Raw genomic sequence first — 25111 nt, forward strand, 5'->3', positions numbered from 1 at the left:
CGGCAGGAGGTTGATGCCATGGATCTCCGCTTCACCGAAGAACAGGAAATGATGCGCAAAATGGTGCGGGATTTCGCTCGCACCGAAATTGCTTCCCGGGTCGAATCAATGGATGCCCATGACCGGTTTCCGAAGGAAACCGTCCGCAAGATGGGGGAACTGGGTCTGATGGGAATCCCGCTCTCCGAAAAATGGGGCGGGGCCGGGGCTGATTTCCTGAGCTACATCCTCGCCTTGGAGGAGATCTCCAAAGTCAGTGCCACCGTCGGGGTCATCCTGTCCGTTCACACTTCCGTTGGCACCTTTCCCATCCTCCGTTACGGAACGGAGGCACAGAGAAAGAAGTATGTTCCCCTCCTCGCCCGGGGGGAGTACCTTGGGGCCTTCGCCCTGACGGAGCCCCACGCCGGTTCGGACGCATCGTCCATCCGCACCCGGGCCAAACGGAGGGGGGACCGCTACATCCTGAACGGGAACAAGGTGTTCATCACCAATGCGGGGGAAGCCGACATCTACGTCACCTTTGCCGTAACGAACCCGGAACAGGGGTCGAAAGGGATTACCGCCTTTATTGTCGGGAAGGACACTCCCGGCTTCTCCGTCGGAAAAAAAGAGAAGAAGATGGGGCTGGGCGGTTCCAACACCAGTGAGATCCGCTTCGACAACGCCGAAGTTCCCGTTGAAAACCGTCTGGGGGAAGAGGGGCAGGGCTATGAGATCGCTCTGTCCAACCTGGCCGGGGGGCGGATCGGCATCGGGGCGCAGGCTCTGGGGATTGCCGCATCCGCTCTGGAGGCCGCTGCCGCTTACGCCAAGGAGCGAAAGCAGTTTGGAAAGCCGATCGGGAAACTGCAGGCCATCCAATGGAAACTGGCCGATATGGCCACCCGGGTGGAAGCGGCCCGGCTCCTCGTTTATCGGGCGGCCCTTGTTTACCAGGAGGGGCATGACTGCCGAAAGGAATCCTCCATGGCCAAGATGTTTGCCTCGGACACCGCGATGGAGGCAGCCACCCAGGCCGTCCAGATCTTCGGGGGTTACGGTTACACCCGGGAATATCCCGTGGAACGCCTCTTCCGGGATGCCAAGATTACGCAGATCTATGAAGGGACCAACGAAATTCAGCGACTCGTGATCGCGGGGGAGTTGTTGGGAGACTGGAAGCGTTGTGATTGAATGTTCGTTTCGAGAAAAGGGGAAGTGTTTACCCAAAACAGCGACTCGGGTAAATGCCCCCGCTCACTTTTTCACCATACTTCCGGGGCATTCCCCTGAACCTCAGCGGTGACAGCAAAGGAGGCTCACCATGCAGTTCAAACTGAGTGAAGAACATGAAATGATGCGGAAAATGGTCCGGGAATTCGCAGAAAAAGAGGTGGCTCCCACCGCCGCCGAACGGGATGAACAGGAGCGGTTCGACCGTTCCATTTTTGACATGATGGGTGAACTGGGAATGACCGGGATTCCTTGGCCGGAAGAAGAAGGAGGCGTGGGCTCCGACTTTTTGAGTTACGTGATTGCGGTGGAGGAGCTGTCCCGGGTGTGCGCCTCCACCGGAGTCACCCTTTCGGCCCATCTGTCCCTGGCCAGCTGGCCGATTCACAAATTTGGGACTCCGGATCAGAAAGAACGGTTTCTGAAGCCGCTCGCCCAAGGGAAAAAACTGGGCGCCTACGGTTTGACCGAACCGGGGTCCGGTTCCGATGCCGCAGGGATGCGGACCACCGCCGTCCGGGATGGGGATTCATACATTCTCAACGGGAACAAGATTTTTATTACCAATGGGGGGGAGGCGGAAATCTACATCGTTTTCGCCGTGACCGATCCGGAGAAAAAACACCACGGGGTCACTGCCTTTATCGTGGAGAAAGAGACCCCCGGTTTTTCCATCGGAAAGAAGGAACAGAAGTTGGGCATCCGTTCCTCCCCGACGACGGAAATCGTTTTCGAGGACTGTCGAATCCCGTTGGAGAACCGCCTCGGAGAAGAGGGGGAGGGCTTTAAGATCGCCATGATGACCCTGGACGGGGGGCGGAACGGGATTGCCGCCCAGGCTGTCGGGATCGCCCAGGGCGCTCTGGATGCGGCTGTCGCCTACGCCAAAGATCGAAAGCAATTCGGCAAGCCGATCGCTAAGCTGCAGGGCATCCAGTTCAAGCTCGCCGACATGGCCACCCAAATTGAAGCGGCGCGTCTTCTGACCTACCAGGCAGCCTGGCTGGAGAGCCAAGGCCTCCCCTACGGAAAGGCGTCGGCGATGGCGAAACTCTATGCCGGGGATACCGCGATGGAAGCCACCACGGAAGCCGTCCAGATCTTCGGGGGTTACGGTTATACCCGGGAGTATCCGGTGGAGCGCTTTATGCGGGATGCCAAAATCACCCAGATCTATGAAGGAACCAACGAAATTCAACGAGTGGTGATTGCCGGCCACCTGATGAAAGAATGACCGAACCTCGGGAAGGTGGGGGGAAAGACATCCGGCAATGGGCCGACGGAATTCTCGCCGGCAACCGGCGCGCGATCGCCCGGGCGATCTCCTGCTTTGAAAGCGGGGATCCCCGGGGGGTAAAGCTGTTGAAATCCCTTTATCCTCATACGGGAAGCGCTTTTCTCGTGGGAGTGACAGGGGCCCCCGGAGCGGGGAAGAGCACCCTGGTGAACCGGTTGGCCCTTCACTTGAGGAAGGCGGGTCTTACCGTCGGTGTGCTCGCCGTCGATCCGACGAGTCCCTTTACCGGGGGCGCCTTGTTGGGGGACCGGGTCCGGATGGGGCGCCATGCTCTGGACTCCGGTGTATTCATCCGCAGTATGGGGACGAGGGGACACCTCGGGGGTCTGGCCCGAGCCACACGGGAAGCGGCCCGGGTGTTGGATGCCGCCGGATTCGACACCATTTTCATCGAGACCGTGGGTGTGGGCCAGTCGGAAATCGAGATCATGCATATGGCGGATTCCGTGGTTTTGGTTCTCACCCCCGGAAGCGGGGATGCGGTCCAGGTGTTCAAAGCCGGAATCATGGAGACGGCGGACCTCTTCGTCGTCAATAAAGCCGACCGGGAAGGAGCCGACAAACTGGTTCGGGACATCGAGGAAATGCTTCATCTGGCCAAAGGGGAAGGAGGGTGGCTCCCCCCTGTCATTCGGACGGAAGGGAAGACGGGCCGGGGAACGGAAGATCTCTGGTCCGGACTGAAGAAACACCGGACGTTTATGCGGGAGCACGGACTGTGGGAAGATCGCCGCCGTTCCCACCTGCGCCGGGAAGTTCAAACGATCATCGAAGAACGGCTTCAGCGCTTGCTCCTTGATCGGATGGACACTTCCGCCTTCCGGTCGGACCTGGAGCTCGTCCATTCCCGCGGGTCGAGTCCCCACCGAATGGCCCGAAAGTGGCTGTCGGATCTGATCGGCGGGAAAGGAGAGTGAAAAGATGAGCCGGGACCCGAAGCGGATTCCCTCCATGGTGAAAAACCGTCGGCTTGTGGAAAAGCGCAGGCGTCAGATCATCCGGGGCGCATGCGATCTGTTTGTGCGGAAGGGATTTCACAAGACCACCACCCGGGAGATTGCCCGGGAATGCGGCCTTTCCATCGGAACCATGTACGAGTATATCCAAAGCAAAGAGGATGTGCTCTACCTGGTTTGCGAATACATCCATTCCGAGCTGGAGAAGCGTCTGAAAAAAGCTCTGGCGGAAGCGGGAACCGGCAGGGAAGGGCTCACCCGGGCCATTGCCCAGCATTTCAAGGTGATGGAGGAAATGAGTGATTATGTGCTCCTGATTTATCAGGAGACCAAATCCCTTCCCCGGGAGGCGATGTCTTACGTCCTCAGAAAAGAAGAGGAGATCACGTCGTTTTTTGAAGAGATCCTGAAAAGGGGCATTGCTGACGGCACGCTCATCCTGGACCCGTCCACGGTGAAATTGATGGCCCACAACATCATGGTCCTCGGTCAGATGTGGACGTTCCGGAGATGGGCGCTGAATGGGGATTACTCCTTGGAAGAGTACACCCGTTGTCAAACCGCCCTGTTGCTTGACCGAATGCAACCGTCCGAACACGGGAGGGAAATGACATGACCACAGAGGTGTACCGGGCGAAACATCCTGTCCGTTTTGTCACCGCTGCCAGTCTGTTCGACGGACATGATGCCTCCATCAATCTTTTCCGCAGGTTGTTGCAGGCGGGCGGTGCCGAAGTGATCCATCTGGGACACGACCGTTCGGTCGACCTGATCGTCGACGCGGCGGTCCAGGAAGATGTCCAGGGGATTGCGGTCTCCTCCTATCAGGGGGGACACATGGAGTTTTTCAAATATATGATCGACCGGCTGAAGGAGCGAGGAGCCGGCCACATCCGGGTTTTTGCCGGTGGCGGCGGGGTGATCGTTCCCCGGGAGATCCGGGAGTTGGAAGAGTACGGGGTTGCCAAAGTGTTTTCCCCGGAAGACGGTCGTCAGATGGGATTGCAGGGAATCATCAACCTCATGGTGAAGAGCTGTGATTTTCCCACGGTGGAACAAGTGAGTTGGGAGTCGGAGGCCGCCCGAAAAGGAGACGCGCGCGCCATCGCCCGGCTGATTACTCTGGCGGAGCGGGAAGCCCTTACGGGATCGTCGGGAGAAGCGTCGGCGACACGGGCCGTTCTGAACGAATCGGAGGAGGAAAGCGGAACCCAAGTTCCCGTCATCGGACTCACCGGAACGGGGGGAGCCGGAAAAAGTTCCTTGACTGATGAGTTGGTTCGCCGTTTCCTTGAGGATTTTCCGGAAAAAAGGGTGGCCGTCCTTTCCATCGATCCCTCGAAACAGAAGACCGGGGGAGCACTGCTGGGAGACCGGATCCGGATGAATGCCGTTCATCATCCCCGGGTGTATATGAGGAGCATGGGCACGAGGAAGACCCGTTCCGAACTTTCCGGTGCCACCCGGGATGCTCTGGCCATCCTGAAGCGGTCCGGGTTTGACCTGATCTTTCTGGAAACCAGCGGGATCGGTCAGGGGGATTCCGATGTGGTGGGAGTCAGCGACTTTTCCGTTTATGTGATGACGTCGGAATTCGGGGCCCCCTCCCAGTTGGAAAAGATTGAGATGTTGGATTTCGCCGATCTCGTCGCCATTAACAAATTTGATCGAAAAGGGTCCAAAGATGCCCTCCGGGACGTCAAAAAACAATACCGGAGAAACCACCACCTGTTTGATGTCCCCGATGATGAGATCCCTGTGTTCGGCACCATGGCCAGCCGTTACAACGATCCGGGAACCAACCGGTTTTACCGTGAGTTGATCCACCGTTTGTCCAAAAAGCTGGAACTGGACTGGGAATCCGGCTGGAACGAAGGAGCCGGGGAACCGGAAATCCTGCACATCATCCCGCCGGAACGGGCCCACTATCTTCGGGATGTGGCCGGTACGGTCCGGCGCTACCGGAAAGAGGTGGAAGAGCAGTCGCGCCTGGCCCGCAAAGCCTATCAATTGAAAGGAAGCCGGGAAACCCTCGAGGAACACGGGGGTGCGGAGTCCGATGAAGTGCTCCGCCGCCTCGACCAGGCACGGGAAGAGGTGGAATCCCGGCTGACACCGGAAGCCAAAGGCCACCTGGAAGAGTGGCCCGCTCTGAAGGAATCTTATCGGCAGGAGGAGTACACGGTGAAGATCCGGGACCGGGAGATTCGGACACCCCTCTTCACGGAAACCCTGTCCGGAACCCGAATTCCCAAAGTGGCCCTTCCACGGTTTGAAGACTGGGGAGAAATCCTTCGCTGGGTAATGATGGAAAACGTTCCCGGCCGCTTTCCCTATACGGCTGGTGTTTTTTCCTTCAAACGGGCGGATGAAGATCCCAAGCGGATGTTTGCCGGAGAGGGGACGCCGGAGCGGACCAATCGGCGCTTTCACTACCTTTCCGAAGGGGAACCGGCGAAGCGTCTCTCCACCGCCTTTGATTCGGTGACGCTGTACGGAAGGGATCCCGATGAAAGACCCGATATCTACGGAAAAGTCGGGGAAAGCGGAGTCAGTGTCTGTACCCTGGAAGATATGAAAAAACTGTACAGCGGTTTTGACCTGTGCGCACCCAATACCAGCGTTTCCATGACGATCAACGGCCCGGCACCGATGATCCTGGCGATGTTTCTCAACACGGCCATCGACCAACAACTCGATCAATTCCGGGAGCAGGAAGGCCGGGAGCCTTCGGAAGACGAAGCGCAAAAGCTCCGGGCCAAGGCTCTGTCCACGGTACGGGGGACGGTGCAGGCCGATATTCTGAAAGAAGACCAAGGGCAGAACACCTGTATCTTCTCCACGGATTTTGCACTCAAGTTGATGGGGGACATCCAGGAATACTTCATCGCCAACCATGTGCGAAACTATTACTCGGTCAGCATCAGCGGCTATCACATCGCCGAAGCGGGAGCCAATCCGATTTCTCAGCTGGCCTTCACCCTTGCCAATGCCTTTACCTATGTGGAATATTATCTGTCCCGGGGAATGGACATCGACAAATTCGCCCCCAACTTGTCCTTCTTCTTCAGCAACGGCCTGGACGCCGAGTACTCGGTGATCGGACGGGTGGCCCGTCGGATTTGGGCCGTGGTGATGAAAAAGCTGTACGGTGCCAATGAACGCAGTCAAAAATTGAAATATCACATTCAGACCTCCGGTCGGAGCCTCCATGCGCAGGAAGTGAATTTCAACGATATCCGCACCACCCTTCAGGCATTGATGGCGATTTATGACCAATGCAACTCTCTTCACACCAACGCGTATGACGAAGCCATCACCACTCCCACGGAGGAATCCGTGCGTCGGGCGATGGCCATTCAGCTGATCATCACAAAAGAGCTGGGTTTGGCCAAAAATGAAAACTCCCTTCAAGGCTCTTTCATCGTGGAAGAACTGACCGATTTGGTGGAAGAAGCGGTGTTGACGGAGTTTGAACGGATCAGTGACAGAGGCGGCGTTCTCGGGGCGATGGAAACCCAGTATCAGCGGGGGAAAATCCAGGAGGAATCCCTTTATTACGAAACCAAGAAACACTCCGGCGAATTGCCCGTTATTGGTGTGAACACCTTCCTGAAAGAAGGAGAGGAAGAAGAGGCGGATTATCAGCTGACCCGGGCCACCCCGGAAGAGAAGGATTCCCAGATTCGAAATCTCCGAAACTTCCAGGAACGAAACCAAGAACAGGCCAAAGAAGCCCTTCAACGCCTCAAACGAGTCGCCCGGGAAAATGGAAATCTGTTTGAAGAACTGATGCACACCGTCCGTTACGCCAGTCTGGGGCAGATTACCGATGCTTTGTTTGAAGTGGGGGGAGAGTACCGACGCAACATGTGATCGTGGAAACCGGCCTTTTTTGGGCCGGCTTCTTCATTTTCCGGTGGTTTGCCCCCTCTTGCGTGCGGTGCAACCCCTGGTTGACTTCCCATCGCTTTTGGTTAAAATAGACATACGGAAAATGAAGAAGCGGAAATCCGGACCCTGTAGAAGGAAGGATGTGCCACCATGCCTGAAAATTTGGCCGAAAAGCGCGAAGAAGAAAGAGTGCGGGAGATCCCCATGGTCGACCATGCTCATCATATATTGAAAGAGAAAGGCGAGCCGATGCTGTATCGGCAGCTGATGGAGGAAGTAGCCAAGCGAAAAGGGTTTTCGGAGGAGGAGACCCGCCGGCTGATCGCCCAGCTCTACACGGAAATCAACATTGACGGTCGTTTCATCTGCATCGGGAAAAGTTTGTGGGGACTGAAGCGTTGGTATCCCTTGGAGCAGGCCACGGACTCCGCTGTTGCCCAGAATGTGAAGGACGACGATTCCGATGAAGACCTGAAAGAAGAGGATCTCTTCGAAGAAGAGGATCTCGACTTCGACGGGGAAAGCGACGACTCCGAAGAGGACGACTTCGATGAGTCGGATTACGAAGAGGACGGACTGGACGAAGAAGAAGACTGAGCTTGACAAACCACAGGGCCGAAGGTAAACTAGCTCATGGGCTGAGTGATGATTGATATGGTTACGGGACGGCGACCCGGTTGCCGTCCAATAAAACCGTTTTAAAAAGTGCCCCCTGTAAAGGGAGGCGCTTTTTTCTAATGGGCAAGTGTAAACTGGGTAAGATAATCGGAGGAGGGCGGATTCATGACTAAATTTATCTTCGTGACGGGCGGTGTGGTATCATCCCTCGGAAAAGGGATTACGGCCGCATCGTTGGGTCGGCTGTTGAAAAACCGCGGATTGAACGTAAACATTCAAAAATTTGATCCATACATCAACGTGGACCCGGGAACGATGAGTCCCTATCAACACGGGGAGGTATTCGTTACCGATGACGGGGCGGAAACCGATCTGGACCTGGGCCACTATGAACGTTTCATCGACATAAACCTTTCCAAAAACAGCAACGTGACCACCGGGAAAGTATATTCGGCCGTCATCAATAAAGAGCGGCGGGGAGACTATCTCGGGGGAACGGTTCAGGTCATCCCCCACATCACCAACGAAATCAAGGATCGGGTCTTCCGGGCGGCGCGGGAAACCCATCCCGACGTGGTGATTACCGAAATCGGGGGTACGGTGGGGGACATTGAAAGCCTTCCGTTTCTCGAGGCGATCCGTCAGATCAAGAGCGAGGTCGGACGGGATCACGTCATGTACATTCACTGCACCCTGATTCCCGAGTTGTCGGCCACGGGTGAGTTGAAGACCAAACCGACCCAGCACAGCGTAAAGGAATTGCGCAGCATCGGGATCCAGCCCAACGTGATCGTCTGCCGGACGGGACGGGCGCTGTCCGAAGAGATGAAACAAAAGATCGCGCTCTTCTGCGACATCGACCGGGAGGCGGTCATCGAGGCCCGGGACGCCGAGACACTGTATGAGGTACCTCTGATGCTTCAGGCCGATAGCCTGGATTCGATCGTGGTGAAGCATCTGGGGCTGAAATGCGGGGAGGCGGATATGAAGGACTGGGTCGCTCTGGTCAACAAAGTGAGAAATCTGACCCACCGCACCAAAATCGCGATTGTCGGAAAATACGTGGCCTTGAGAGATGCTTATATGAGTGTGGTGGAAGCCCTGAACCACGCCGGTTTCTCCAATGATACGGAAGTGGAGATCATCTGGGTCAACGCCGAAGAAGTCAACGATCACAACGCCGCCGAAGTACTCAAAGAAGCCGACGGAATATTGGTGCCCGGCGGCTTCGGTGACCGGGGCATTGAAGGGAAAATTGCCGCCATCCGCTATGCCCGGGAGCAAAAGATCCCCATGTTCGGAATCTGCCTGGGGATGCAGGTCGCCTGTGTGGAAGGGGCACGAAACGTTTTGGGGCTTGAAGGGGCCAACAGTTCCGAGATTGATCCGGAAACCCCTTATCCGCTGATCGATCTCCTTCCCGAACAGAAAGAGATCGAAGATCTCGGCGGCACCATGCGCCTCGGTCTTTATCCCTGCAAATTGACCCCCGGTACCCGGGCCCAGGAGGCCTACGGCAACGGATTGGTCTATGAACGCCACCGACACCGTTATGAATTTAATAACGAATATCGTGAACCCTTGGAAGAAGCCGGTTATGTCTTTTCCGGGACGTCCCCCGACGGACGGTTGGTGGAAATCGTGGAACTGAAAGATCATCCGTGGTTTGTGGGCTGCCAGTTCCACCCCGAGTTCACCTCCCGCCCTGACCGTCCCCAACCCCTCTTCCGTGATTTCGTCGCGGCGGCGCTCAATGCCAAACTGAAAGCTGCCCATGTATGAGAGCCGTACCAAACCGCACCTTTCGGAAAGCGAAGGGTGCGGTTTTTTACGCGGATCGAAATGCTTTTCTTCGGAAAACGGCGAAAGGAGGCGGTATATTTTTCTTTTCATAAGAAGACATTTCTCTTCAAAAAAGCGGGACTCTCTTTCATAGATTAAATCTATTCGGTGAAATAAGGAATTTTTTTTCGATTTGCATGATCGGAGGATGTTTCATTACAGAAAATTGCAGGAAAAATGTGTTTCCCGTCCGAATTAATTAAAATGAAGGTCTCTTTATGGGGAGTGGAAAGTTGGGCAGACCTGTCATACATATTTTGAACCCGGTACGAGCGCAGCAGGAAGAAGGGAGGGGGGCGGAATATGAGTCAAACGGCGGGAGACCATTCCCCGGAAGGAGGGTACTGGAATGTCACGGTCTGATCAAAAGGTGTTGGTGGTGGACGACCAATACGGAATACGGGTTCTTTTGAAAGAAGTCTTTTCCCGGGAAGGATTCCAACTGTATCAGGCAGCCAACGGCAAGACGGCACTGGACATCATCCGTGCGGAAAAGCCGAATCTGATCCTGCTGGACATGAAAATGCCGGGCATGGACGGTCTGGAGTTATTGAGGAATCTAAAAAAAGAAGAAATCGATGCAAAAGTGATCATGATGACTGCATACGGAGAGTTGGATATGGTGGAAGAAGCCTCCAAGCTGGGTGCGCTGTCCCACTTTACCAAACCCTTCGATATTGTGGAACTGAAGGAGGAGGTGCTCCGACAGCTCACCTCTTCATCATAAAGCAAAAACACAGAGACAGGGGGAAACGGGATGTCGGAAGAAGTCAGCATCCGTCTGAGAATGAGTCAGGGAGACGCCCATTACGCCGGGGATTTGGTGGACGGAGCGCGGATCACGGCCCTGTTCGGTGACGTTGCGACGGAACTTCTGATCCGTCATGACGGGGACGAAGGTCTCTTTGTCGCTTATGATTCGGTGGAGTTCAAATATCCGGTATATGCGGGGGACTACATTGAAGCGAAGGGAAGGATTACCCGCACGGGAAACACCTCACGATCCATGAGCTTCACCGCTTATAAGGTGATCGAAGCCCGGATCGATCCTTCCGCACCCACTTCCGCCCGGGTTTTGGAGGAGCCGGTTTTGGTGGCGAAAGCCACTGGTACCTGTGTGGTCCCCAAGGAACGACAGCGTTTGAACCGGTAAAACCGCCTTCGCAAGGAGGACTGCCATGGATAAACTGATCATCACCGCCGCTTTGGTCGGGGCCGAGGTGACACGGGAGGATACCCCCCATTTACCGGTTACCCCGGAAGAAATCGGGAAAGACGCTTTCGAGGCTTTTCAGGCGGGGGCTTCCATCGCCCACATTCATGTGCGGGACGGGGAAGGAAAACCGACCCAGAGTCGGGAGCTCTATGAAGCGGCCATCCGGGAAATACGGAAACGCTGCCCGATCATCATCCAGGTTTCCACCGGCGGTGCCGTCGGCATGTCGGCGGAGGAACGGCTGCAGCCGGTCAGCCTTCGTCCGGAGATGGCCACTTTGACTACGGGGACCGTCAACTTCGGAGAAGATGTTTTTTACAACCCACCCGGGGAAATCCGCCGGTTTGCGGACACGATGGCCCATTACGGCGTGCGTCCCGAATTTGAGATTTTCGATTCCGGCATGGTGCACACGGCGCTTCAGCTCGTCCGGGAAAAACGGGTGACGGGCCATCTCCACTTCGACTTCGTCATGGGTCTGCCGGGAGGGATTCCGGCCACGGCACGGCATCTTCTTCTTTTAGTGGACCAACTTCCCGAAGGGGCCACCTGGACGGTGGCGGGGATCGGCCGGCACCAGCTGCCGATGGCGGCCCTTGCGATCACCCTGGGCGGTCACGTCCGGGTCGGACTGGAGGACAATCTCTATTACCGGAAAGGGGAATTGGCCACCAATGCCCGGTTGGTGGAAAGGATCCGCCGGATCGCCGGGGAGCTGGAGCGGGAGGTGGCCACCCCCGATGAAGCCCGGCAGATACTGAGGTTGAACCCGCAGGGGAGGGAAGGGTAAACAACGATTAAAACAGGTTTTCAAGTGGAATTTTATTTAAAAACAGGGACGAAACCGGGGGGTGAAGTACCGGGCTGCCTCTGGAAAAGTTTTCTTCCGGAAGCGTAGTGATGAATGGTCAGGCTCAGAAGAAGAAGGGAAGCGTTTACCCGAAGCCGCTCCGGTTGGCACTGGAAGATTCCATACGCCAAGCCGTGGGGTTTGTGTTAAACTACGGGTGAACGGACACAGAGGGGCCGTGTTCGGAGAAGGGTTCTGCCGGCGCTTTATCCCTTTCCCCCGAGTGGCCCTTTGCTCTTCAGGGGGCTCACTGAACATGTCGGATCGCCCTGTCCGTTCAACCCCGGACAGGATTCCGTACATATCGGGGCTCAGGATGGTTGATTATCCAGTGACCGGGCAGGAAGGGAGCGTATTTGTGCTCTGTGAGTGTTGAGCAAGCTTCCATCCTTCCCGGCGGGAAGTCTTTCGGAAGGGCGTTCAGGGGGCCATTTCCCGAAGGGCTTTTGCCCCCTGTCCTTTCCGGTAGTATTCGAAGCAGACAGTCATCACTCCATTGCCGGATGGCTGACGGCCGCGTGGTAAGACACGATCCGCCGGCTCAATATATAGTTAATCAGCACACCTGAGCGGGGGTTCTTCCCTTCCCCGAACCAAACGACGAACCCAATTCAGACGAGGAGGATTTTTTATGTCTTTGGTACCCATGACCGAATTTCTCCCCCGTGCCAAAAAAGAAGGATTTGCGGTGGGGCAGTTCAACATGAACAATCTGGAATTCACCCAAGCCATCGCTGCTGCAGCCAAGGAAGAAAGGTCGCCGTTTATTTTCGGTGTGAGTGAAGGAGCCATGCGCTACATGGGACTCGATTACGTCGTGGCCATGGCGAAAATCGCCGCAAAGGAAGCGGGGGTTCCCGTGGCGCTCCATCTGGATCACGGAAGCAGTTTCGAAGTGGCCATGAAGTGCATCCAAGCCGGATTTTCCTCGGTGATGTTTGACGGTTCCCACTATCCCTTTGAAGAGAACATCCGTTTGACGAAGGAAGTGGTGAAGGCGGCCCATGCCGTCGGTGTCTCGGTGGAAGGTGAACTGGGCACCATCGGCGGAGTGGAAGACGACGTCCAGGTGGATGAAGCCGACGCTGCCCTGGCCAACCCCGAGGAGGCGATCCGCTTCTGGGAGGAGACGAAGGTTGACGCTATGGCGATTGCGGTGGGGACCGCCCACGGCATGTACAAAGGGGAACCGAAAATTCGGTTCGACATCATTGAAGCAGTCAGCAGCAAAATCGACGCTCCCATCGTCCTTCACGGAGGTTCGGGTGTTCCCGACGAATCGATCCGGAAATCGGTGGGCCTTGGGGTCGGCAAGATCAACGTGAACACGGAGAGCCAAGTGGCCTGCACCCGGGCGGTCCGGAAGCTGTTGGACGAAAACCCGGAAATGATCGACCCGCGCAAGTATCTCGGCCCCGGTCGCGAAGCCATCAAAGAGACTGTCAAAGAAAAGATGCGCCTGTTCGGCAGTTCCGGCAAGGCCTGAAGGTTGAGTGGGAGAGTTGCCCACGACTGCCCCACCATTTGGAGGTGAGCCGCGATGAAATTTTTTATTGACACGGCCCAAGTAGACGAAATTCGTACGGTAAACGAATGGGGGATCCTTTCCGGCGTCACCACCAACCCGAGCCTGGTGGCGAAATCGGGCCGGGATTTCAGGGAAGTGCTCCAAGAAATCGTCGAAATCGTCGATGGACCCGTCAGCGCCGAGGTGTTGAGCGACGATGCCGAGGGGATGTTGGCCGAAGCAGAACCACTGGTCGCCATATCGGATCAGATCACGATTAAAGTTCCCATGACCGCGGAAGGTCTGAAAGCCGTCCACCGGTTTTCCCAAAAAGGGATCCAAACCAATGTGACACTGGTTTTCAACGCCAATCAGGCCCTGATGGCCGCACGGGCGGGAGCCACCTTCGTGAGCCCGTTTCTCGGGCGTTTGGACGATATCGATCAGGACGGCGCTCAATTGATTGCCCAAATTGCCCATATCTTTGATGTCCATGGGATCGACACGGAGATCATCGCGGCAAGCATCCGCCATCCCCTCCATGTCACTCAGTCGGCGGAAAACGGAGCGCATATCGCCACCCTGCCTTTTGCAGTGATGGAGAAGTTGCTCCATCATCCCTTGACGGTGCAGGGAATCGATCGGTTTAAAAGGGATTGGGAAAAAGCGAACAAAGGTTGAGCGGGAGCTGTTGGTCAGGATCATCAGGTTTCCGGCGGTGCGGGGGTGGCCCGTCGCCGCCGGATTTCCCTTTTCATGGGAATTCGGGTTGTCCGTCGGCCCGACGCAGATTGAGGAGGAGGGTCGGGATGGAAAAAATCATGATCAAGGGAGGTCGTCCCCTGCATGGCCGGGTGACGGTCAGCGGGGCAAAAAACAGCGCGGTGGCTTTGATACCCGCCGCGATACTGGCGGATTCACCCACGGCCATTGAAAACCTGCCTCAAATAAAGGATGTGGAGATTTTCGCTGATATTCTCCGGGACATGGGAGCTTCCGTCACCAGGGAAGGGAGCGAACTTCAAATCGACCCCCGGGGAATTCGCGGAGTACCGATGCCCAACGGAAAAATAAAAAAACTGCGGGCTTCCTACTACCTGATGGGAGCGCTCCTGAGCCGCTTCGGGGAAGCCGTCGTCGGTCTTCCCGGAGGGTGCAATCTGGGCCCCCGCCCGATCGATCAGCACATCAAAGGATTTGAAGCTCTGGGAGCCCGAGTGGCTCACAAAGAGGGGTGCGTTCATGTGAGCGCTTCCCGGCTGAAAGGGGCCCGGATCTATTTGGACGTGGTCAGTGTGGGAGCCACCATCAATATCATGCTGGCCGCCTCCCGGGTGGAAGGCGTCACTGTGATTGAAAACGCGGCCAAGGAACCGGAGATCATCGATGTGGCCACCCTGCTTGCTTCGATGGGAGCCCGGATCAACGGAGCGGGAACCGACGTGATCCGGATCCGGGGTTCCCGTTCCTTGAAAGGCTGCCGTCACTCCATCATTCCGGACCGGATCGAAGCCGGCACTTACATGATTGCAGCGGCGGCCACCCGGGGCGACGTCATCGTGGAAAACGTCATCCCTTGGCACATGGAGCCTGTTTCGGCCAAGTTGCGGGAAATGGGGGTGGAGGTGCAACAGGGGGATGAATCCCTGAGAGTGAAGGGGAACGGAAATTACCGACCCATCGACATCAAGACCCTTCCCTATCCCGGGTTTCCCACCGATCTGCAGCAGCCTTTCACTTCCCTTCTCACCGGGGTGGAGGGTCTCAGCTTGGTAACCGACAACATTTACTCCTCCCGGTTCAAGCATGTAGACGAGCTCTGCCGGATGGGAGCCGACATCCGCGTGGACGGGAGAACCGCGGTCATTCGGGGTGGAAAATCCTTGCACGGGACGCCTGTCCGGGCGACGGATCTTCGTGCCGGGGCGGCGTTGGTGACAGCCGGTTTGATGGCGGAAGGTGTGACGGAAATCTTCGGGTTGGAACATATCGACCGGGGATATGAGGCTCTGGATGACAAGCTGCGTTCCCTCGGGGCGGAAGTCTGGCGGAAATGATGGTCCCCTTTCTGTGATTCCGGAGGGTTCACCCGCTGGGGGGGAATAGTGTAACATATAAAGATGAATGTGTTACGTTATTTCTGGCAAAACGGGTGAAATGCTTCCACCGCACCCGGCGGAACTTCCGGGCAGGATCTTATAACCAGTGGAGGGGATCGAATTGGAACGCAGCCTGACGATGGAGTTGGTCCGTGTGACAGAGGCGGCTGCCGTTGCCTCCGGACGTTGGATGGGGTTCGGAAAAAAGGATGAAGCCGATGATGCGGCCACGACCGCGATGAGAAAAGTGTTTGACACCATTCCCATGCGGGGCACCGTTGTGATAGGTGAAGGGGAGATGGACGAAGCGCCCATGCTGTACATCGGCGAGCGGTTGGGACTGGGCTACCTGCCGGAAGTGGACGTGGCCGTCGATCCCCTGGAAGGAACCAACATTGTGGCGAAGGGATTGTGGAATGCCCTGTCCGTCGTTGCTGTGGCCGACCGCGGAAACCTGCTCCACGCTCCGGACATGTACATGGATAAAATCGCGGTGGGACCGGAGGCGGTCGGTCATGTGGACATCAACGCTCCCGTGGAGCAGAACCTGAAGTCCGTGGCCCGGGCCCTGGGCAAGGATGTGAATGATCTGGTGGTCGTCCTTTTGGATCGGTCCCGCCATTCCAAAATCATCGAAGAGGTACGCCGGGCGGGGGCGAGGATCAAACTGATCCCCGACGGGGATGTGGCGGCCGCCATCAACACCGCTTTTCCCGATACCGGCGTGGATATGCTCCTCGGTTCGGGAGGGGCACCGGAAGGGGTGCTGGCAGCGGTGGCCCTGAAGTGTCTGGGGGGGGAAATTCAGGGGCGCCTTCTGCCGGAGGATGAAGCACAATTTCAACGTTGCCTCGACATGGGGGTGCAGGATCCCGGTCAGGTGCTGTACATGGATGATCTGGTCAAGGGAGACGATGCCATTTTTGCCGCCACCGGCGTGACGGATGGTGAGCTTCTCAAGGGAGTGCGTTATAAAGGGACCCTCGCCGCCACCCACTCCGTTGTGATGAGAGCCAAGACCGGCACCGTCCGCTTTATCGACGGGAAACACCGTTTGGAGAAAAAGCCGAACCTGGTGTTGGAGTAATCCCCCCGGAGACTGGGAGCGTTGTGATTGAATATTCGTTTCGGGAAAAGGGGAAGTGTTTACCCAAACCAGTGACTTTGCTGTCCTGCGCAGCGGATGATTCGGAGCGGACGTGCAACCATCTCTGCAGGGCATAGCGAGACCGGGGAGCGCAAGCGACCCAGGCGAGACTTGTCCTCTGTGAGTGCAGCTGCCGCTCACTTTTTCACAACGCTTCCAGACCCCCGTCGTTCCCCCTGTATCAGACTTCGACAAAAAACCATTCTTTCAATCGATGTGGAATCAGGACTGACGTATACGGTGAAGCTGAAGATATCGAATGTTAGTGTGGTGACGGTGATTTCATGGAGGAGCTCTCTCTCAGTGAGCTGGAACATCAGCGTTTAACGGATTTGTACAAACTGGCGAAAGAATACAACATCTCTTATTACAGCCAGATGAAAAAGAAAGAGTTGATCTTCGCGATTTTAAAAGCCAAAGCTGAAAAAGCGGGTCTTATGTTCATGGAAGGGGTGCTGGACATTCTGCCGGAGGGATATGGGTTCCTTCGGCCGATCAATTACCTTCCCTCTTCCGAAGACATCTATATCTCCGCCTCTCAGATTCGTCGTTTCGACCTTCGGACCGGGGATCTGGTTTCCGGTAAAGTGAGACCTCCCAAAGAAAACGAACGGTATTTCGGACTTCTCCATGTGGAAGCCGTCAATGGAGAAGATCCCAACCAAGCCGCGGAACGCCTCCATTTTCCCGCGCTGACCCCCCTTTATCCCCAACAACGGCTTGTCTTGGAGACGGAACCGGAAAAGCTGTCCACCCGAATTATGGATTTGTTCGCACCGGTTGGCCTCGGGCAACGGGGGTTGATCGTTGCCCAGCCCAAGGCCGGGAAAACGATGCTGTTAAAGGAGATCGCCAACAGCATTACGGCCAACGCACCCGGGATTGAACTGTTCGTGTTGCTGATCGATGAACGGCCGGAAGAAGTGACGGATATGCAACGTTCCGTGGACGGGGAAGTGGTCAGCTCCACTTTTGACGAAATGCCGGATAATCACATCAAAGTGGCGGAGCTGGTCCTGGAGAGAGCGCAACGGCTGGTGGAACACAAACGGGACGTCGTGATCCTGCTGGACAGCATCACCCGTCTTGCACGGGCTTACAACCTGGTCATCCCGCCCAGCGGCCGCACGCTTTCCGGAGGGATTGACCCTGCCGCGTTCCACCGTCCGAAACGCTTTTTCGGTGCCGCCCGGAACGTGGAAGAGGGAGGGAGCCTGACCATTTTGGCCACGGCCCTGGTCGAAACCGGATCCCGGATGGACGATGTGATCTACGAAGAGTTTAAAGGGACCGGGAACCTCGAGCTGCATCTGGACCGAAAGCTGTCGGAACGCCGGATTTTTCCGGCCATCGATATCCGTCGTTCCGGAACGCGCAAGGAGGAGCTTCTCCTTTCCAAGGAGGAGTTGGAGAAGGTGTGGTCTCTTCGAAAGTCCATGTCGGATGGATCCGAGTACACCGAAGCCTTGATCCGAAAGCTGGCCCAAACCCGTTCCAACCGTGAATTTTTGGACCAGCTGCAATCAAAGGCGCAATCTTCGTCCATGGCCTGACTTCCGCCTGTTTCGATATCCGGTTCTGTAAACCGGATCTTCCACATAGGATGATTCAGGGAGAGGATTTCCTTCTTCTTGAACATCCATGTGTGAGGTGGTGTGATGGCCAGAAAAAGCAGCTTGGTGGCTTCCTCCTTCACCCTGTGCACGGCTTCCATTTTTGCGGGGGGAGAAGAAGAGGCGGCTTATGCCGCGGGCAACGAAGGGTTGCAACCCCGAAACCCAAACTGGGAGAAAGAGCAGATCGCCCAAGAGGCTCTCTATCAATACCTGAATCCCATTTCTTCCGTAACCGAAGGTAACCTGGCGGTGGAGACCGGGACAAGGCCGCTGTCCTATGAGGTGAAGCGGGGAGACACCCTTTACGGAATCGGACTGCGCTACGGGGTGAACAGCAACGTGTTGTCGGAGTTTAACAACCTCGAAGATCCCCGTCTCATCCGGCCCGGCCAAAGCCTGAAAATCCCGGTGGAGCTGAAGCGAATCCGGGTGAAAGAAGGGGAAACTCTCACCTCCATTGCAAAGAGACACAAGGTGCCGGTCACTGCCCTGAAAGAAGCCAACCCTGACCTGGGTCTGACCGATGCCCTTTACGTGGGGCAAGTGCTGGTGGTGCCGAAAGAATTTGAGGGAAGGCAAACGTCCGCTCCCGGCCCATCCCCGAAAGGCGGGGTCACTTTGTCGGCTTCCAAGAAGGCTTCCCAAACGAACCGTTCTTTTCGATGGCCCGTCACCGGACAGATCACCAGTGGATACGGAATGCGCCACGGAAAAATGCACACGGGAATCGACATTTGGAACCGAAAGCAGGAAAACGCCACCATTCGTCCGTCCCTCGGCGGGACCGTGGTTCGCGCCGGTTGGGGAGGGAGTTACGGAAACATGGTCGTGGTGGACCACGGGGACGGTTGGTCCACCTATTATGCCCACCTCAGCCGGGTCACGGTCAGCACCGGACAGAAAGTCACGTTGGAAACACCTCTCGGTTATATGGGGTCCTCGGGCAATTCCACCGGCCCTCACCTTCATTTTGAGGTGAGAAGAAACGGGGAACCGATCAATCCCTTGAACGTCCTTCCCTGACCCCTCCTCCTCATCAACGGCCTCTTCCCATTGTCTAAGTTTGGATGCTTTGGAAATCGATTGCCTCCTTTCCGCTTGAAGCAATATTTTAATCGTGATATAATATCATAGTGTTTGCATCGGACGTGTTTAAGGTACCCGATCGGAAAAGAGGTGAATGTGATGAAAGCCGCGATTCATCCCGAGTACAAACGGACGACCGTGACCTGCGCTTGCGGAAACACTTTCGAAACGGGTTCGACGAAAGAAAACCTCCGCGTGGACATTTGCTCTGCTTGCCATCCCTTCTTTACCGGCAAACAGAAGCACGTCAGCGCCGGCGGTCGCGTGGATCGGTTCAAAAAGAAATACAACCTGTAAGGCGATCTCATATAGATGGCTCAACGAGAACAGGCAAGCGACCAAGCGCTTGCCTGTTTCTCCTTTCATACATATTGGGGAGGAATGCGGAGGATGAACCCTGTAACCAGGGAAGGGTGGATTGAAGTGATCTGCGGGGGGATGTTTTCGGGGAAAAGCGAGGAGTTAATCCGGCGGATTCGAAGGGCCCGGATCGCCCGGCAGAATGTGGCGGTTTTCAAACCGGCGGTGGATACCCGCTACCGACCCGAAGCGGTCACTTCTCACAACGGAATCCAAACGGATGCCATGATGCTGGAAAAAGCAACTCAAATTTGGGAGAAGATTTCCCCCGAGATTAACGTGGTGGCCATTGACGAGGTTCAGTTTTTCGAAGATGAAGTGGTAACCGTGGCTCAAACACTGGCTGACCGGGGAATCCGGGTGATTTGCGCCGGGCTGGACCAGGATTTCCGGGGGGTTCCTTTCGGTCCCACACCGACCCTGATGGCCGTGGCGGAATATGTCACCAAGCTTCAGGCCATCTGTGTCCGTTGCGGGGGTTCGGCCAGCCGGACCCAGAGGTTGCTGAACGGCCGCGCAGCGGGGACGGACGGGCCCGTCATCCAAGTGGGGGCCTCGGAACAATACGAAGCCCGCTGCCGGCATTGTCACGAGGTTGCGGTCCGGAAATCTTTACCGAAAAGTTTTTCGCCTTCCTGAGACAAACTGTTTTCAGGGAGGTGTTTTTTTGTGAAACGCCCTGATCGCATCCGGTATGCTGTTCTTTTGCTTTTATCCTGTTTTCTCGTTTCCGGGTGTGCCGGCGCGGGTCAGCAGGGGGCGGGGCCGGAAATGGATCCCGCCCGTTCCCAGGACCGGCCGGGATACCGTTTCCAACATGACAATTACCGATATATGAAGGATGAGGGCCGATTCGGAATCCGCAACTCCAACCCCAATCTATCGGATGTGGGCCAATACTCTCACTCCAAACCCGACCGGAAAACCGTGGAAAAACAGATGCGGGACACCGCCCGGCAGGTTGAGGGAGTCAAAGATGCCCGGGTGGAGATCGTGGGGGGGCACGCCGCGATCAAGGTGATCCCGGAGAATCATGTTCCCAAAGAGGATTATACCAAATTGGAAGAAACCGTTCTCCGGAACGTGACCTTCCGGATTCCCCGGTATGAGATCCGGGTCCGGGTGGGCAGAAGCAAATGGAATCCCCTTCGGTACCTTCCGGGGGCCGAATAAAACGAAAAAGCTTGAGCCCCGGAAGAACGGGGCTCAAGCTTTTTCAAAACGGCCGGTCAGGTGGAGAAAAAGGCCATCAACCCCAGAGTCATGTTGTAGGTGGCGTGAACGAACATGGTGGTGGTGGTGTCGTACCGCCGGCGCAAAAGGCCCAGTGCCAGGCCCACGAGAAAAACGATCACGGTGGAGATGCTGAGCCCGTAGTTGCTGTGGACCACGGCAAACAACAGGCTGGTGAGAAAAAGGCCGAATCGGGGGAGCAACGCACCGCGGAAAACCGCTTCTTCCCCAAGGGCGGCGGAAAGGCCCAGGGTCAGGATTCCCCAAACGGAACCGTACAGGGGACCGAGCAACTCTTCCGTGAGTTTCTGGGCATGGGGATCGTTGGGGAAACCGGCGGACCGGGCCAGGCTCTCCAGGGAAAGCGCTCCCAACACGAGAATCAGCCCTGAGCCGACTCCGATGAGAAGATGACGCCCTTTGGGCCGGTGAAGGCCCAAACGGCGGAAAACATCCCGCAGGCGGCGGCGGGTCAACCAGCCCGTCCCGATCAGGGCCAGTAAAAAGAACGTGATCTGCTGAGCCCACAGGGAAGGCATCGGGTTGGTGGCTTTTTGACCCGAAGTCAGTTCCGTGATTGCTTCCAGGCCGATGGATACAAAAAAGAAAAAGTAGATCCAGATAAACATGGTCGATGACAGGGAAACCGTGTGAACGCGGTTGAACGGATCAATGGGAATGATTTTTGACACTCCACGGCGGACAGCGGGAATCAACAACAGAAGCCCCAGAAGGGAGGGTACCCAGAAACTGGCCCCCACCATCGGGAGGGAATCGGTGATCTTTTGGGTCAGTTCCGGCGGCGCTCCGGGGAAGGTGAGAAACGGCCCGGTTTTTCCATTTTGGGCGATCCAGCCGAGAAAGCTGAATAAGAGTCCGCCGAGGAACAGAAACCCGAAGGAAAGACTCAGTAAAACATACGAAATGACGCCCAGAACAAGCGAGGGACCCTTTCGGCGCCCCTGTTCCCGCAAACGGGGATTTTCCGCTCCATTTGCCAGCAACAAGAGAAAGAAAAACGGCATAAACTGCAGAATAACCCCAACCACTTCCGTCATGGACCCATCTCCTTGTGGCCGGTGGCGTCCGGCTGATCAAGAGATAAAGACATAAACCATGCTTCATCATACCATAATTTACAGCCCGGTTGTGATGCGTGCATTCATTGCCCGGGAAATGGTTTTTTGACGGTGTACGCACCGTATCCTATAATAATAACGTTATACGGCATCCCTTCACAGGGGGGCTTGCCAAGGGATTGAATGAACTTTCGGGAGTGAAGCGGTGTGTTGGATCGGTTGGAATCCATCGTGAAGCGATACGAAGAATTGAACCGGCTTTTGAGTGATCCCGAAGTGATCCAGGATGCCCAATTGCTTCGAAAATATTCCAAGGAGCAGGCGGACCTGAACCCGAAATACCAAGCCTACACCGAATACAAAGAGGTAAGCAGCCAATATACCGACGCCCAAGCGATGCTGAAGGAAGAATCGGATCCGGAAATGATCGAGATGGTGAGAGCGGAGTTGGAGGAACTTTCCGATCGGAAAGCGGCGTTGGAACAAAGGATCAAACGCCTTCTTCTTCCCAAAGACCCCAATGATGAAAAAAATGTGATCGTGGAGGTGCGCGGGGCGGCCGGCGGAGAGGAAGCGGCTCTGTTTGCAGCCGACCTGTACCGCATGTATACCCGGTATGCGGAACGACAGGGTTGGAAAGCGGAAATCATGGAAGCGAACACCACTGGACTCGGGGGATTCAAGGAAGTGGTGTTCTCCGTGCAGGGGAAGGGGGCATACAGTCGCCTGAAATATGAAAGCGGTGCCCACCGGGTGCAACGGGTGCCCACCACCGAATCGGGCGGACGGATTCATACCTCCACTGCAACCGTTGCCGTCCTGCCGGAAGCCGAGGAGGTTGAAGTGGAAGTCCATGACAAGGACCTGCGCATCGATACCTTCTGCTCCAGCGGACCCGGCGGACAGAGCGTCAACACCACGAAATCGGCGGTGAGGATCACCCACCTTCCCACCGGCATCGTCGTTTCCTGCCAGGATGAAAAATCCCAGATCAAAAACAAAGAGAAAGCCATGCGGGTGCTCCGGGCCCGTCTTTTGGACCGGAAACAGCAGGAGGAACAAGCGAGAATGGCCGATGTCCGCAAGACCCAGGTCGGAACGGGAGACCGGAGTGAACGGATCCGCACCTATAACTTTCCCCAGAGCCGTGTGACCGATCACCGGATCGGGCTGACGGTACACAAGCTGGACTCGGTGATGGACGGGGATCTCGACGAAATCATCGATGCCTTGGTCGTGGAGGAACAGGCGGCACTGTTGAAGAAAGCCGAATGAATCAAAGGGTTTCACGGGCGGCACGGCCGCCCGTTTTTTGGAAAGGAGGAGGGTGAAGTGGATGGGGGGCATTGGAAGACCATTGAAGAGGCGTACCGCGGAGGGAGTCGATATCTCCAAAACCGGGGAGTGGACACTCCCCGGTTTGTTTCGGAGCTGTTGCTGCGGAACGCCCTGGGGTGCGACCGCACCCGGTTGTTCATGCGATTTGGCGAACCGATGCCGCCGGAGGCGGCCCGGAAGTTTTCCCATTGGCTGGAGCTGAGGTCGGCGGGTTTTCCCGTGCAGTACTTGCTCGGGGAACAGGAGTTTTACGGCCGGTCGTTTCACGTGAACCCGGCCGTGTTGATACCCCGGCCGGAGACGGAAACGCTGGTGGAGACCGTCCTTCGGGAATCCCGCCGTTTCGGGGAGAAGACCCCGTTAACCGCGGTGGATGTCGGAACGGGAAGCGGTGCGATCGCCGTGACGCTGGCGGCGGAAAAACCCCTGTGGCGGATTTGCGCCGTTGACCGGTCCGCCGATGCGTTGGGAGTCGCTCGGAAAAACGGTGTCCAACACGGGGTGGATGACCGGGTGCAATGGATGCAGGGAGATTGGCTGGAACCGATCTCCAAGTGCGGCCTCCGCGCAGACCTGGTGGTTTCCAACCCTCCTTACATCCCTTCCGGGGTGATTGACGGCCTGGATGCAGAGGTGCGGGAACACGAACCCCGGATGGCTCTGGACGGGGGAATTGACGGGCTGGACCCGTTCCGGCACTTGATCCGGCAACTGCCGGATGTGTTGAATCTTCCGGGACTGATCGCCTTGGAAGTGGGGGACGGACAGAGCGGGGAGGTTGCGGCGATGCTGAGGAAGCTTCCGGAGTCCGATGTTTTCATCGTTCCCGATTTGGCCGGCCGCCCCCGTGTGGTCGGAGCGCGCATCGGCTTCCCCCGTTAAGGGATCTCCGGAATGGGATCTGTTTCACCCTGGAGGATTAAACCCTCCCTTGCCTGTCCATAATGGAGGATAGAAGAGTCAAGGAGGGTTCATTCATGCGGTTACGCACTTATTCCGTTTTGATCCTGTTGTCCGTCGGTCTTTTCTCCTTCTTGCAATGGACAGGAGGGGGGGGCGCCCTCACGGGGGGGACGGTTCCCGTTCATGCCCGGTCTTCGGGGGAAAACGGGGAGATCCCCCAGCAGGCCATCCGCCTCCGGATTCTGGCCAACAGCGATTCCGAACCGGATCAGCGGCTGAAACAGCGGGTTCGGGACGAGATCATCAAAGAAATTGAAACCTGGGCCGACAAGCCCCAGTCCTTGGAGGAGGCGCGGCTGATGATTCGTTCCCGCCTGCCCCTCCTGAGGATCATTGCCCATAAAACGGTGAAAGAAAGCGGGTTCCGTTATCCCGTGAAAGTGGAATTCGGCAAAGTCCCCTTCCCGACCAAATTGTACGGGGATCAGGTTTATCCCGCCGGGAAGTATGAAGCGCTTCTGATCACGATCGGGGAAGGCAAGGGGGGGAATTGGTGGTGTGTGTTGTTCCCGCCTCTCTGTTTCGTGGACATGAGCAACGGGGATGCTGTCCGGGACTCCGACGCACGGATTACCGCCGGCCGGGCCATGGCCGCTCCGGCCGAACAGGAACCCGGGCGGGAAGAGGAAAAAGCCGAAGTCCGTTTTTTCATTCTCGATTCCCTGCAGGAATTCTTCTCGGGTCTGTTTGATTGATGGGAGAAAAACGGGAAGCAACCGGCCATTCCGCCGGTTTTTTCTTTTGTTCGGAACAAGTTCTATTTTTTTCCCCCTCTTCATAGATTGATAGAGAAGA

At 56.5% G+C, this 25111-nt stretch carries 23 protein-coding genes; 22 read left to right on the forward strand and 1 reads right to left on the reverse strand.

The window, feature by feature from the left end; all coding sequences use genetic code 11:
* The first annotated feature begins 18 nt into the window (after positions 1 to 18).
* From C8P63_RS05170 to C8P63_RS05260, 19 genes are all read left to right on the forward strand, one after another.
* The gene (locus C8P63_RS05170; protein ID WP_108022281.1) at positions 19 to 1176 is read left to right on the forward strand and encodes an acyl-CoA dehydrogenase; all 1158 of its coding nucleotides are present in this window, start codon (positions 19 to 21) and stop codon (positions 1174 to 1176) included.
* A gap of 130 nt (positions 1177 to 1306) precedes the next feature.
* Complete coding sequence (locus C8P63_RS05175; RefSeq protein WP_108022282.1) at positions 1307 to 2449, forward strand: acyl-CoA dehydrogenase; 1143 nt, start codon at positions 1307 to 1309, stop codon at positions 2447 to 2449.
* Complete coding sequence (meaB, locus tag C8P63_RS05180) at positions 2446 to 3429, forward strand: methylmalonyl Co-A mutase-associated GTPase MeaB (protein WP_108022283.1); 984 nt, start codon at positions 2446 to 2448, stop codon at positions 3427 to 3429. Before C8P63_RS05175 ends, meaB begins: the two co-directional genes overlap by 4 nt.
* Positions 3430 to 3433: 4 nt before the next feature.
* Positions 3434 to 4084, forward strand: coding sequence for a TetR/AcrR family transcriptional regulator (locus tag C8P63_RS05185; RefSeq protein ID WP_108022284.1), 651 nt, complete (start codon positions 3434 to 3436; stop codon positions 4082 to 4084).
* The gene (gene icmF, locus C8P63_RS05190) at positions 4081 to 7344 is read left to right on the forward strand and encodes a fused isobutyryl-CoA mutase/GTPase IcmF (RefSeq protein ID WP_108022285.1); all 3264 of its coding nucleotides are present in this window, start codon (positions 4081 to 4083) and stop codon (positions 7342 to 7344) included. Before C8P63_RS05185 ends, icmF begins: the two co-directional genes overlap by 4 nt.
* Positions 7345 to 7512: 168 nt before the next feature.
* Entirely contained in the window at positions 7513 to 7959 is a 447-nt protein-coding gene (gene rpoE / locus C8P63_RS05195; protein ID WP_108022286.1) for a DNA-directed RNA polymerase subunit delta, read from the forward strand.
* Between the two features lie 186 nt (positions 7960 to 8145).
* Positions 8146 to 9762, forward strand: a complete 1617-nt coding sequence (locus C8P63_RS05200; RefSeq protein ID WP_108022287.1) for a CTP synthase — start codon at positions 8146 to 8148, stop codon at positions 9760 to 9762.
* Positions 9763 to 10171: 409 nt separating this feature from the next.
* The gene (locus C8P63_RS05205) at positions 10172 to 10549 is read left to right on the forward strand and encodes a response regulator (protein WP_108022288.1); all 378 of its coding nucleotides are present in this window, start codon (positions 10172 to 10174) and stop codon (positions 10547 to 10549) included.
* A gap of 30 nt (positions 10550 to 10579) precedes the next feature.
* Positions 10580 to 10975, forward strand: coding sequence for a 3-aminobutyryl-CoA ammonia lyase (gene kal / locus C8P63_RS05210; RefSeq protein ID WP_108022289.1), 396 nt, complete (start codon positions 10580 to 10582; stop codon positions 10973 to 10975).
* A gap of 25 nt (positions 10976 to 11000) precedes the next feature.
* On the forward strand, positions 11001 to 11828 hold the full coding sequence (gene kce / locus C8P63_RS05215; protein WP_108022290.1) for a 3-keto-5-aminohexanoate cleavage enzyme: 828 nt from the start codon (positions 11001 to 11003) through the stop codon (positions 11826 to 11828).
* A gap of 691 nt (positions 11829 to 12519) precedes the next feature.
* Positions 12520 to 13374, forward strand: a complete 855-nt coding sequence (gene fba / locus C8P63_RS05220) for a class II fructose-1,6-bisphosphate aldolase (RefSeq protein WP_108022291.1) — start codon at positions 12520 to 12522, stop codon at positions 13372 to 13374.
* Between the two features lie 54 nt (positions 13375 to 13428).
* Positions 13429 to 14076: a fructose-6-phosphate aldolase gene (gene fsa / locus C8P63_RS05225; RefSeq protein WP_108022292.1), complete on the forward strand. Its 648-nt coding sequence runs from the start codon at positions 13429 to 13431 to the stop codon at positions 14074 to 14076.
* A gap of 128 nt (positions 14077 to 14204) precedes the next feature.
* Entirely contained in the window at positions 14205 to 15452 is a 1248-nt protein-coding gene (locus C8P63_RS05230) for a UDP-N-acetylglucosamine 1-carboxyvinyltransferase (RefSeq protein WP_108022293.1), read from the forward strand.
* Positions 15453 to 15615: 163 nt separating this feature from the next.
* Positions 15616 to 16581: a class II fructose-bisphosphatase gene (gene glpX / locus C8P63_RS05235; RefSeq protein WP_108022294.1), complete on the forward strand. Its 966-nt coding sequence runs from the start codon at positions 15616 to 15618 to the stop codon at positions 16579 to 16581.
* A gap of 344 nt (positions 16582 to 16925) precedes the next feature.
* Positions 16926 to 18194, forward strand: a complete 1269-nt coding sequence (rho, locus tag C8P63_RS05240) for a transcription termination factor Rho (RefSeq protein ID WP_108022295.1) — start codon at positions 16926 to 16928, stop codon at positions 18192 to 18194.
* Positions 18195 to 18299: 105 nt separating this feature from the next.
* Positions 18300 to 19280, forward strand: coding sequence for a peptidoglycan DD-metalloendopeptidase family protein (locus C8P63_RS19715; protein ID WP_108022296.1), 981 nt, complete (start codon positions 18300 to 18302; stop codon positions 19278 to 19280).
* A 162-nt stretch (positions 19281 to 19442) separates the two neighbouring features.
* Positions 19443 to 19640 (forward strand): 50S ribosomal protein L31, encoded by a 198-nt coding sequence (rpmE, locus tag C8P63_RS05250; RefSeq protein ID WP_009710478.1) that lies wholly within the window; start codon positions 19443 to 19445, stop codon positions 19638 to 19640.
* Between the two features lie 93 nt (positions 19641 to 19733).
* Complete coding sequence (locus C8P63_RS05255; protein WP_108022297.1) at positions 19734 to 20342, forward strand: thymidine kinase; 609 nt, start codon at positions 19734 to 19736, stop codon at positions 20340 to 20342.
* Between the two features lie 30 nt (positions 20343 to 20372).
* Positions 20373 to 20876, forward strand: a complete 504-nt coding sequence (locus tag C8P63_RS05260) for a hypothetical protein (RefSeq protein ID WP_108022298.1) — start codon at positions 20373 to 20375, stop codon at positions 20874 to 20876.
* Positions 20877 to 20932: 56 nt separating this feature from the next.
* On the opposite strand, the gene C8P63_RS05265 is transcribed toward C8P63_RS05260, so the two are convergent.
* Positions 20933 to 21994: a CPBP family intramembrane glutamic endopeptidase gene (locus tag C8P63_RS05265; protein ID WP_108022299.1), complete on the reverse strand. Its 1062-nt coding sequence runs from the start codon at positions 21992 to 21994 to the stop codon at positions 20933 to 20935.
* Positions 21995 to 22222: 228 nt separating this feature from the next.
* On the opposite strand from C8P63_RS05265, the gene prfA reads away from it, so the two are divergent.
* The 3 genes from prfA to spoIIR all read left to right on the forward strand — a co-directional run bounded on the left by prfA (position 22223) and on the right by spoIIR (position 25011).
* Positions 22223 to 23290 (forward strand): peptide chain release factor 1, encoded by a 1068-nt coding sequence (prfA, locus tag C8P63_RS05270; RefSeq protein WP_108022300.1) that lies wholly within the window; start codon positions 22223 to 22225, stop codon positions 23288 to 23290.
* Positions 23291 to 23347: 57 nt separating this feature from the next.
* Positions 23348 to 24235 (forward strand): peptide chain release factor N(5)-glutamine methyltransferase, encoded by an 888-nt coding sequence (gene prmC, locus C8P63_RS05275; RefSeq protein WP_108022301.1) that lies wholly within the window; start codon positions 23348 to 23350, stop codon positions 24233 to 24235.
* A gap of 95 nt (positions 24236 to 24330) precedes the next feature.
* The gene (gene spoIIR / locus C8P63_RS05280) at positions 24331 to 25011 is read left to right on the forward strand and encodes a stage II sporulation protein R (protein WP_108022302.1); all 681 of its coding nucleotides are present in this window, start codon (positions 24331 to 24333) and stop codon (positions 25009 to 25011) included.
* The last annotated feature ends 100 nt before the right edge of the window (positions 25012 to 25111 follow it).

It is taken from the genome of Melghirimyces profundicolus, from assembly GCF_003054245.1.
GTDB classification, from domain to species: domain Bacteria; phylum Bacillota; class Bacilli; order Thermoactinomycetales; family DSM-45169; genus Melghirimyces; species Melghirimyces profundicolus.

Bases quoted from the DNA above. Each gene is read 5' to 3' on its own strand.
- C8P63_RS05230 (WP_108022293.1), top strand. From the start codon at position 14,205: ATGGAAAAAATCATGATCAAGGGAGGTCGTCCCCTGCATGGCCGGGTG.
- C8P63_RS05265 (WP_108022299.1), bottom strand. From the start codon at position 21,994: ATGACGGAAGTGGTTGGGGTTATTCTGCAGTTTATGCCGTTTTTCTTT.
- rpmE (WP_009710478.1), top strand. From the start codon at position 19,443: ATGAAAGCCGCGATTCATCCCGAGTACAAACGGACGACCGTGACCTGC.
- rho (WP_108022295.1), top strand. From the start codon at position 16,926: ATGGAGGAGCTCTCTCTCAGTGAGCTGGAACATCAGCGTTTAACGGAT.
- C8P63_RS19715 (WP_108022296.1), top strand. From the start codon at position 18,300: ATGGCCAGAAAAAGCAGCTTGGTGGCTTCCTCCTTCACCCTGTGCACG.
- kal (WP_108022289.1), top strand. From the start codon at position 10,580: ATGTCGGAAGAAGTCAGCATCCGTCTGAGAATGAGTCAGGGAGACGCC.
- rpoE (WP_108022286.1), top strand. From the start codon at position 7,513: ATGCCTGAAAATTTGGCCGAAAAGCGCGAAGAAGAAAGAGTGCGGGAG.
- kce (WP_108022290.1), top strand. From the start codon at position 11,001: ATGGATAAACTGATCATCACCGCCGCTTTGGTCGGGGCCGAGGTGACA.
- spoIIR (WP_108022302.1), top strand. From the start codon at position 24,331: ATGCGGTTACGCACTTATTCCGTTTTGATCCTGTTGTCCGTCGGTCTT.
- C8P63_RS05175 (WP_108022282.1), top strand. From the start codon at position 1,307: ATGCAGTTCAAACTGAGTGAAGAACATGAAATGATGCGGAAAATGGTC.
- fsa (WP_108022292.1), top strand. From the start codon at position 13,429: ATGAAATTTTTTATTGACACGGCCCAAGTAGACGAAATTCGTACGGTA.
- fba (WP_108022291.1), top strand. From the start codon at position 12,520: ATGTCTTTGGTACCCATGACCGAATTTCTCCCCCGTGCCAAAAAAGAA.
- C8P63_RS05185 (WP_108022284.1), top strand. From the start codon at position 3,434: ATGAGCCGGGACCCGAAGCGGATTCCCTCCATGGTGAAAAACCGTCGG.
- C8P63_RS05255 (WP_108022297.1), top strand. From the start codon at position 19,734: ATGAACCCTGTAACCAGGGAAGGGTGGATTGAAGTGATCTGCGGGGGG.
- C8P63_RS05200 (WP_108022287.1), top strand. From the start codon at position 8,146: ATGACTAAATTTATCTTCGTGACGGGCGGTGTGGTATCATCCCTCGGA.
- icmF (WP_108022285.1), top strand. From the start codon at position 4,081: ATGACCACAGAGGTGTACCGGGCGAAACATCCTGTCCGTTTTGTCACC.
- C8P63_RS05205 (WP_108022288.1), top strand. From the start codon at position 10,172: ATGTCACGGTCTGATCAAAAGGTGTTGGTGGTGGACGACCAATACGGA.
- C8P63_RS05170 (WP_108022281.1), top strand. From the start codon at position 19: ATGGATCTCCGCTTCACCGAAGAACAGGAAATGATGCGCAAAATGGTG.
- meaB (WP_108022283.1), top strand. From the start codon at position 2,446: ATGACCGAACCTCGGGAAGGTGGGGGGAAAGACATCCGGCAATGGGCC.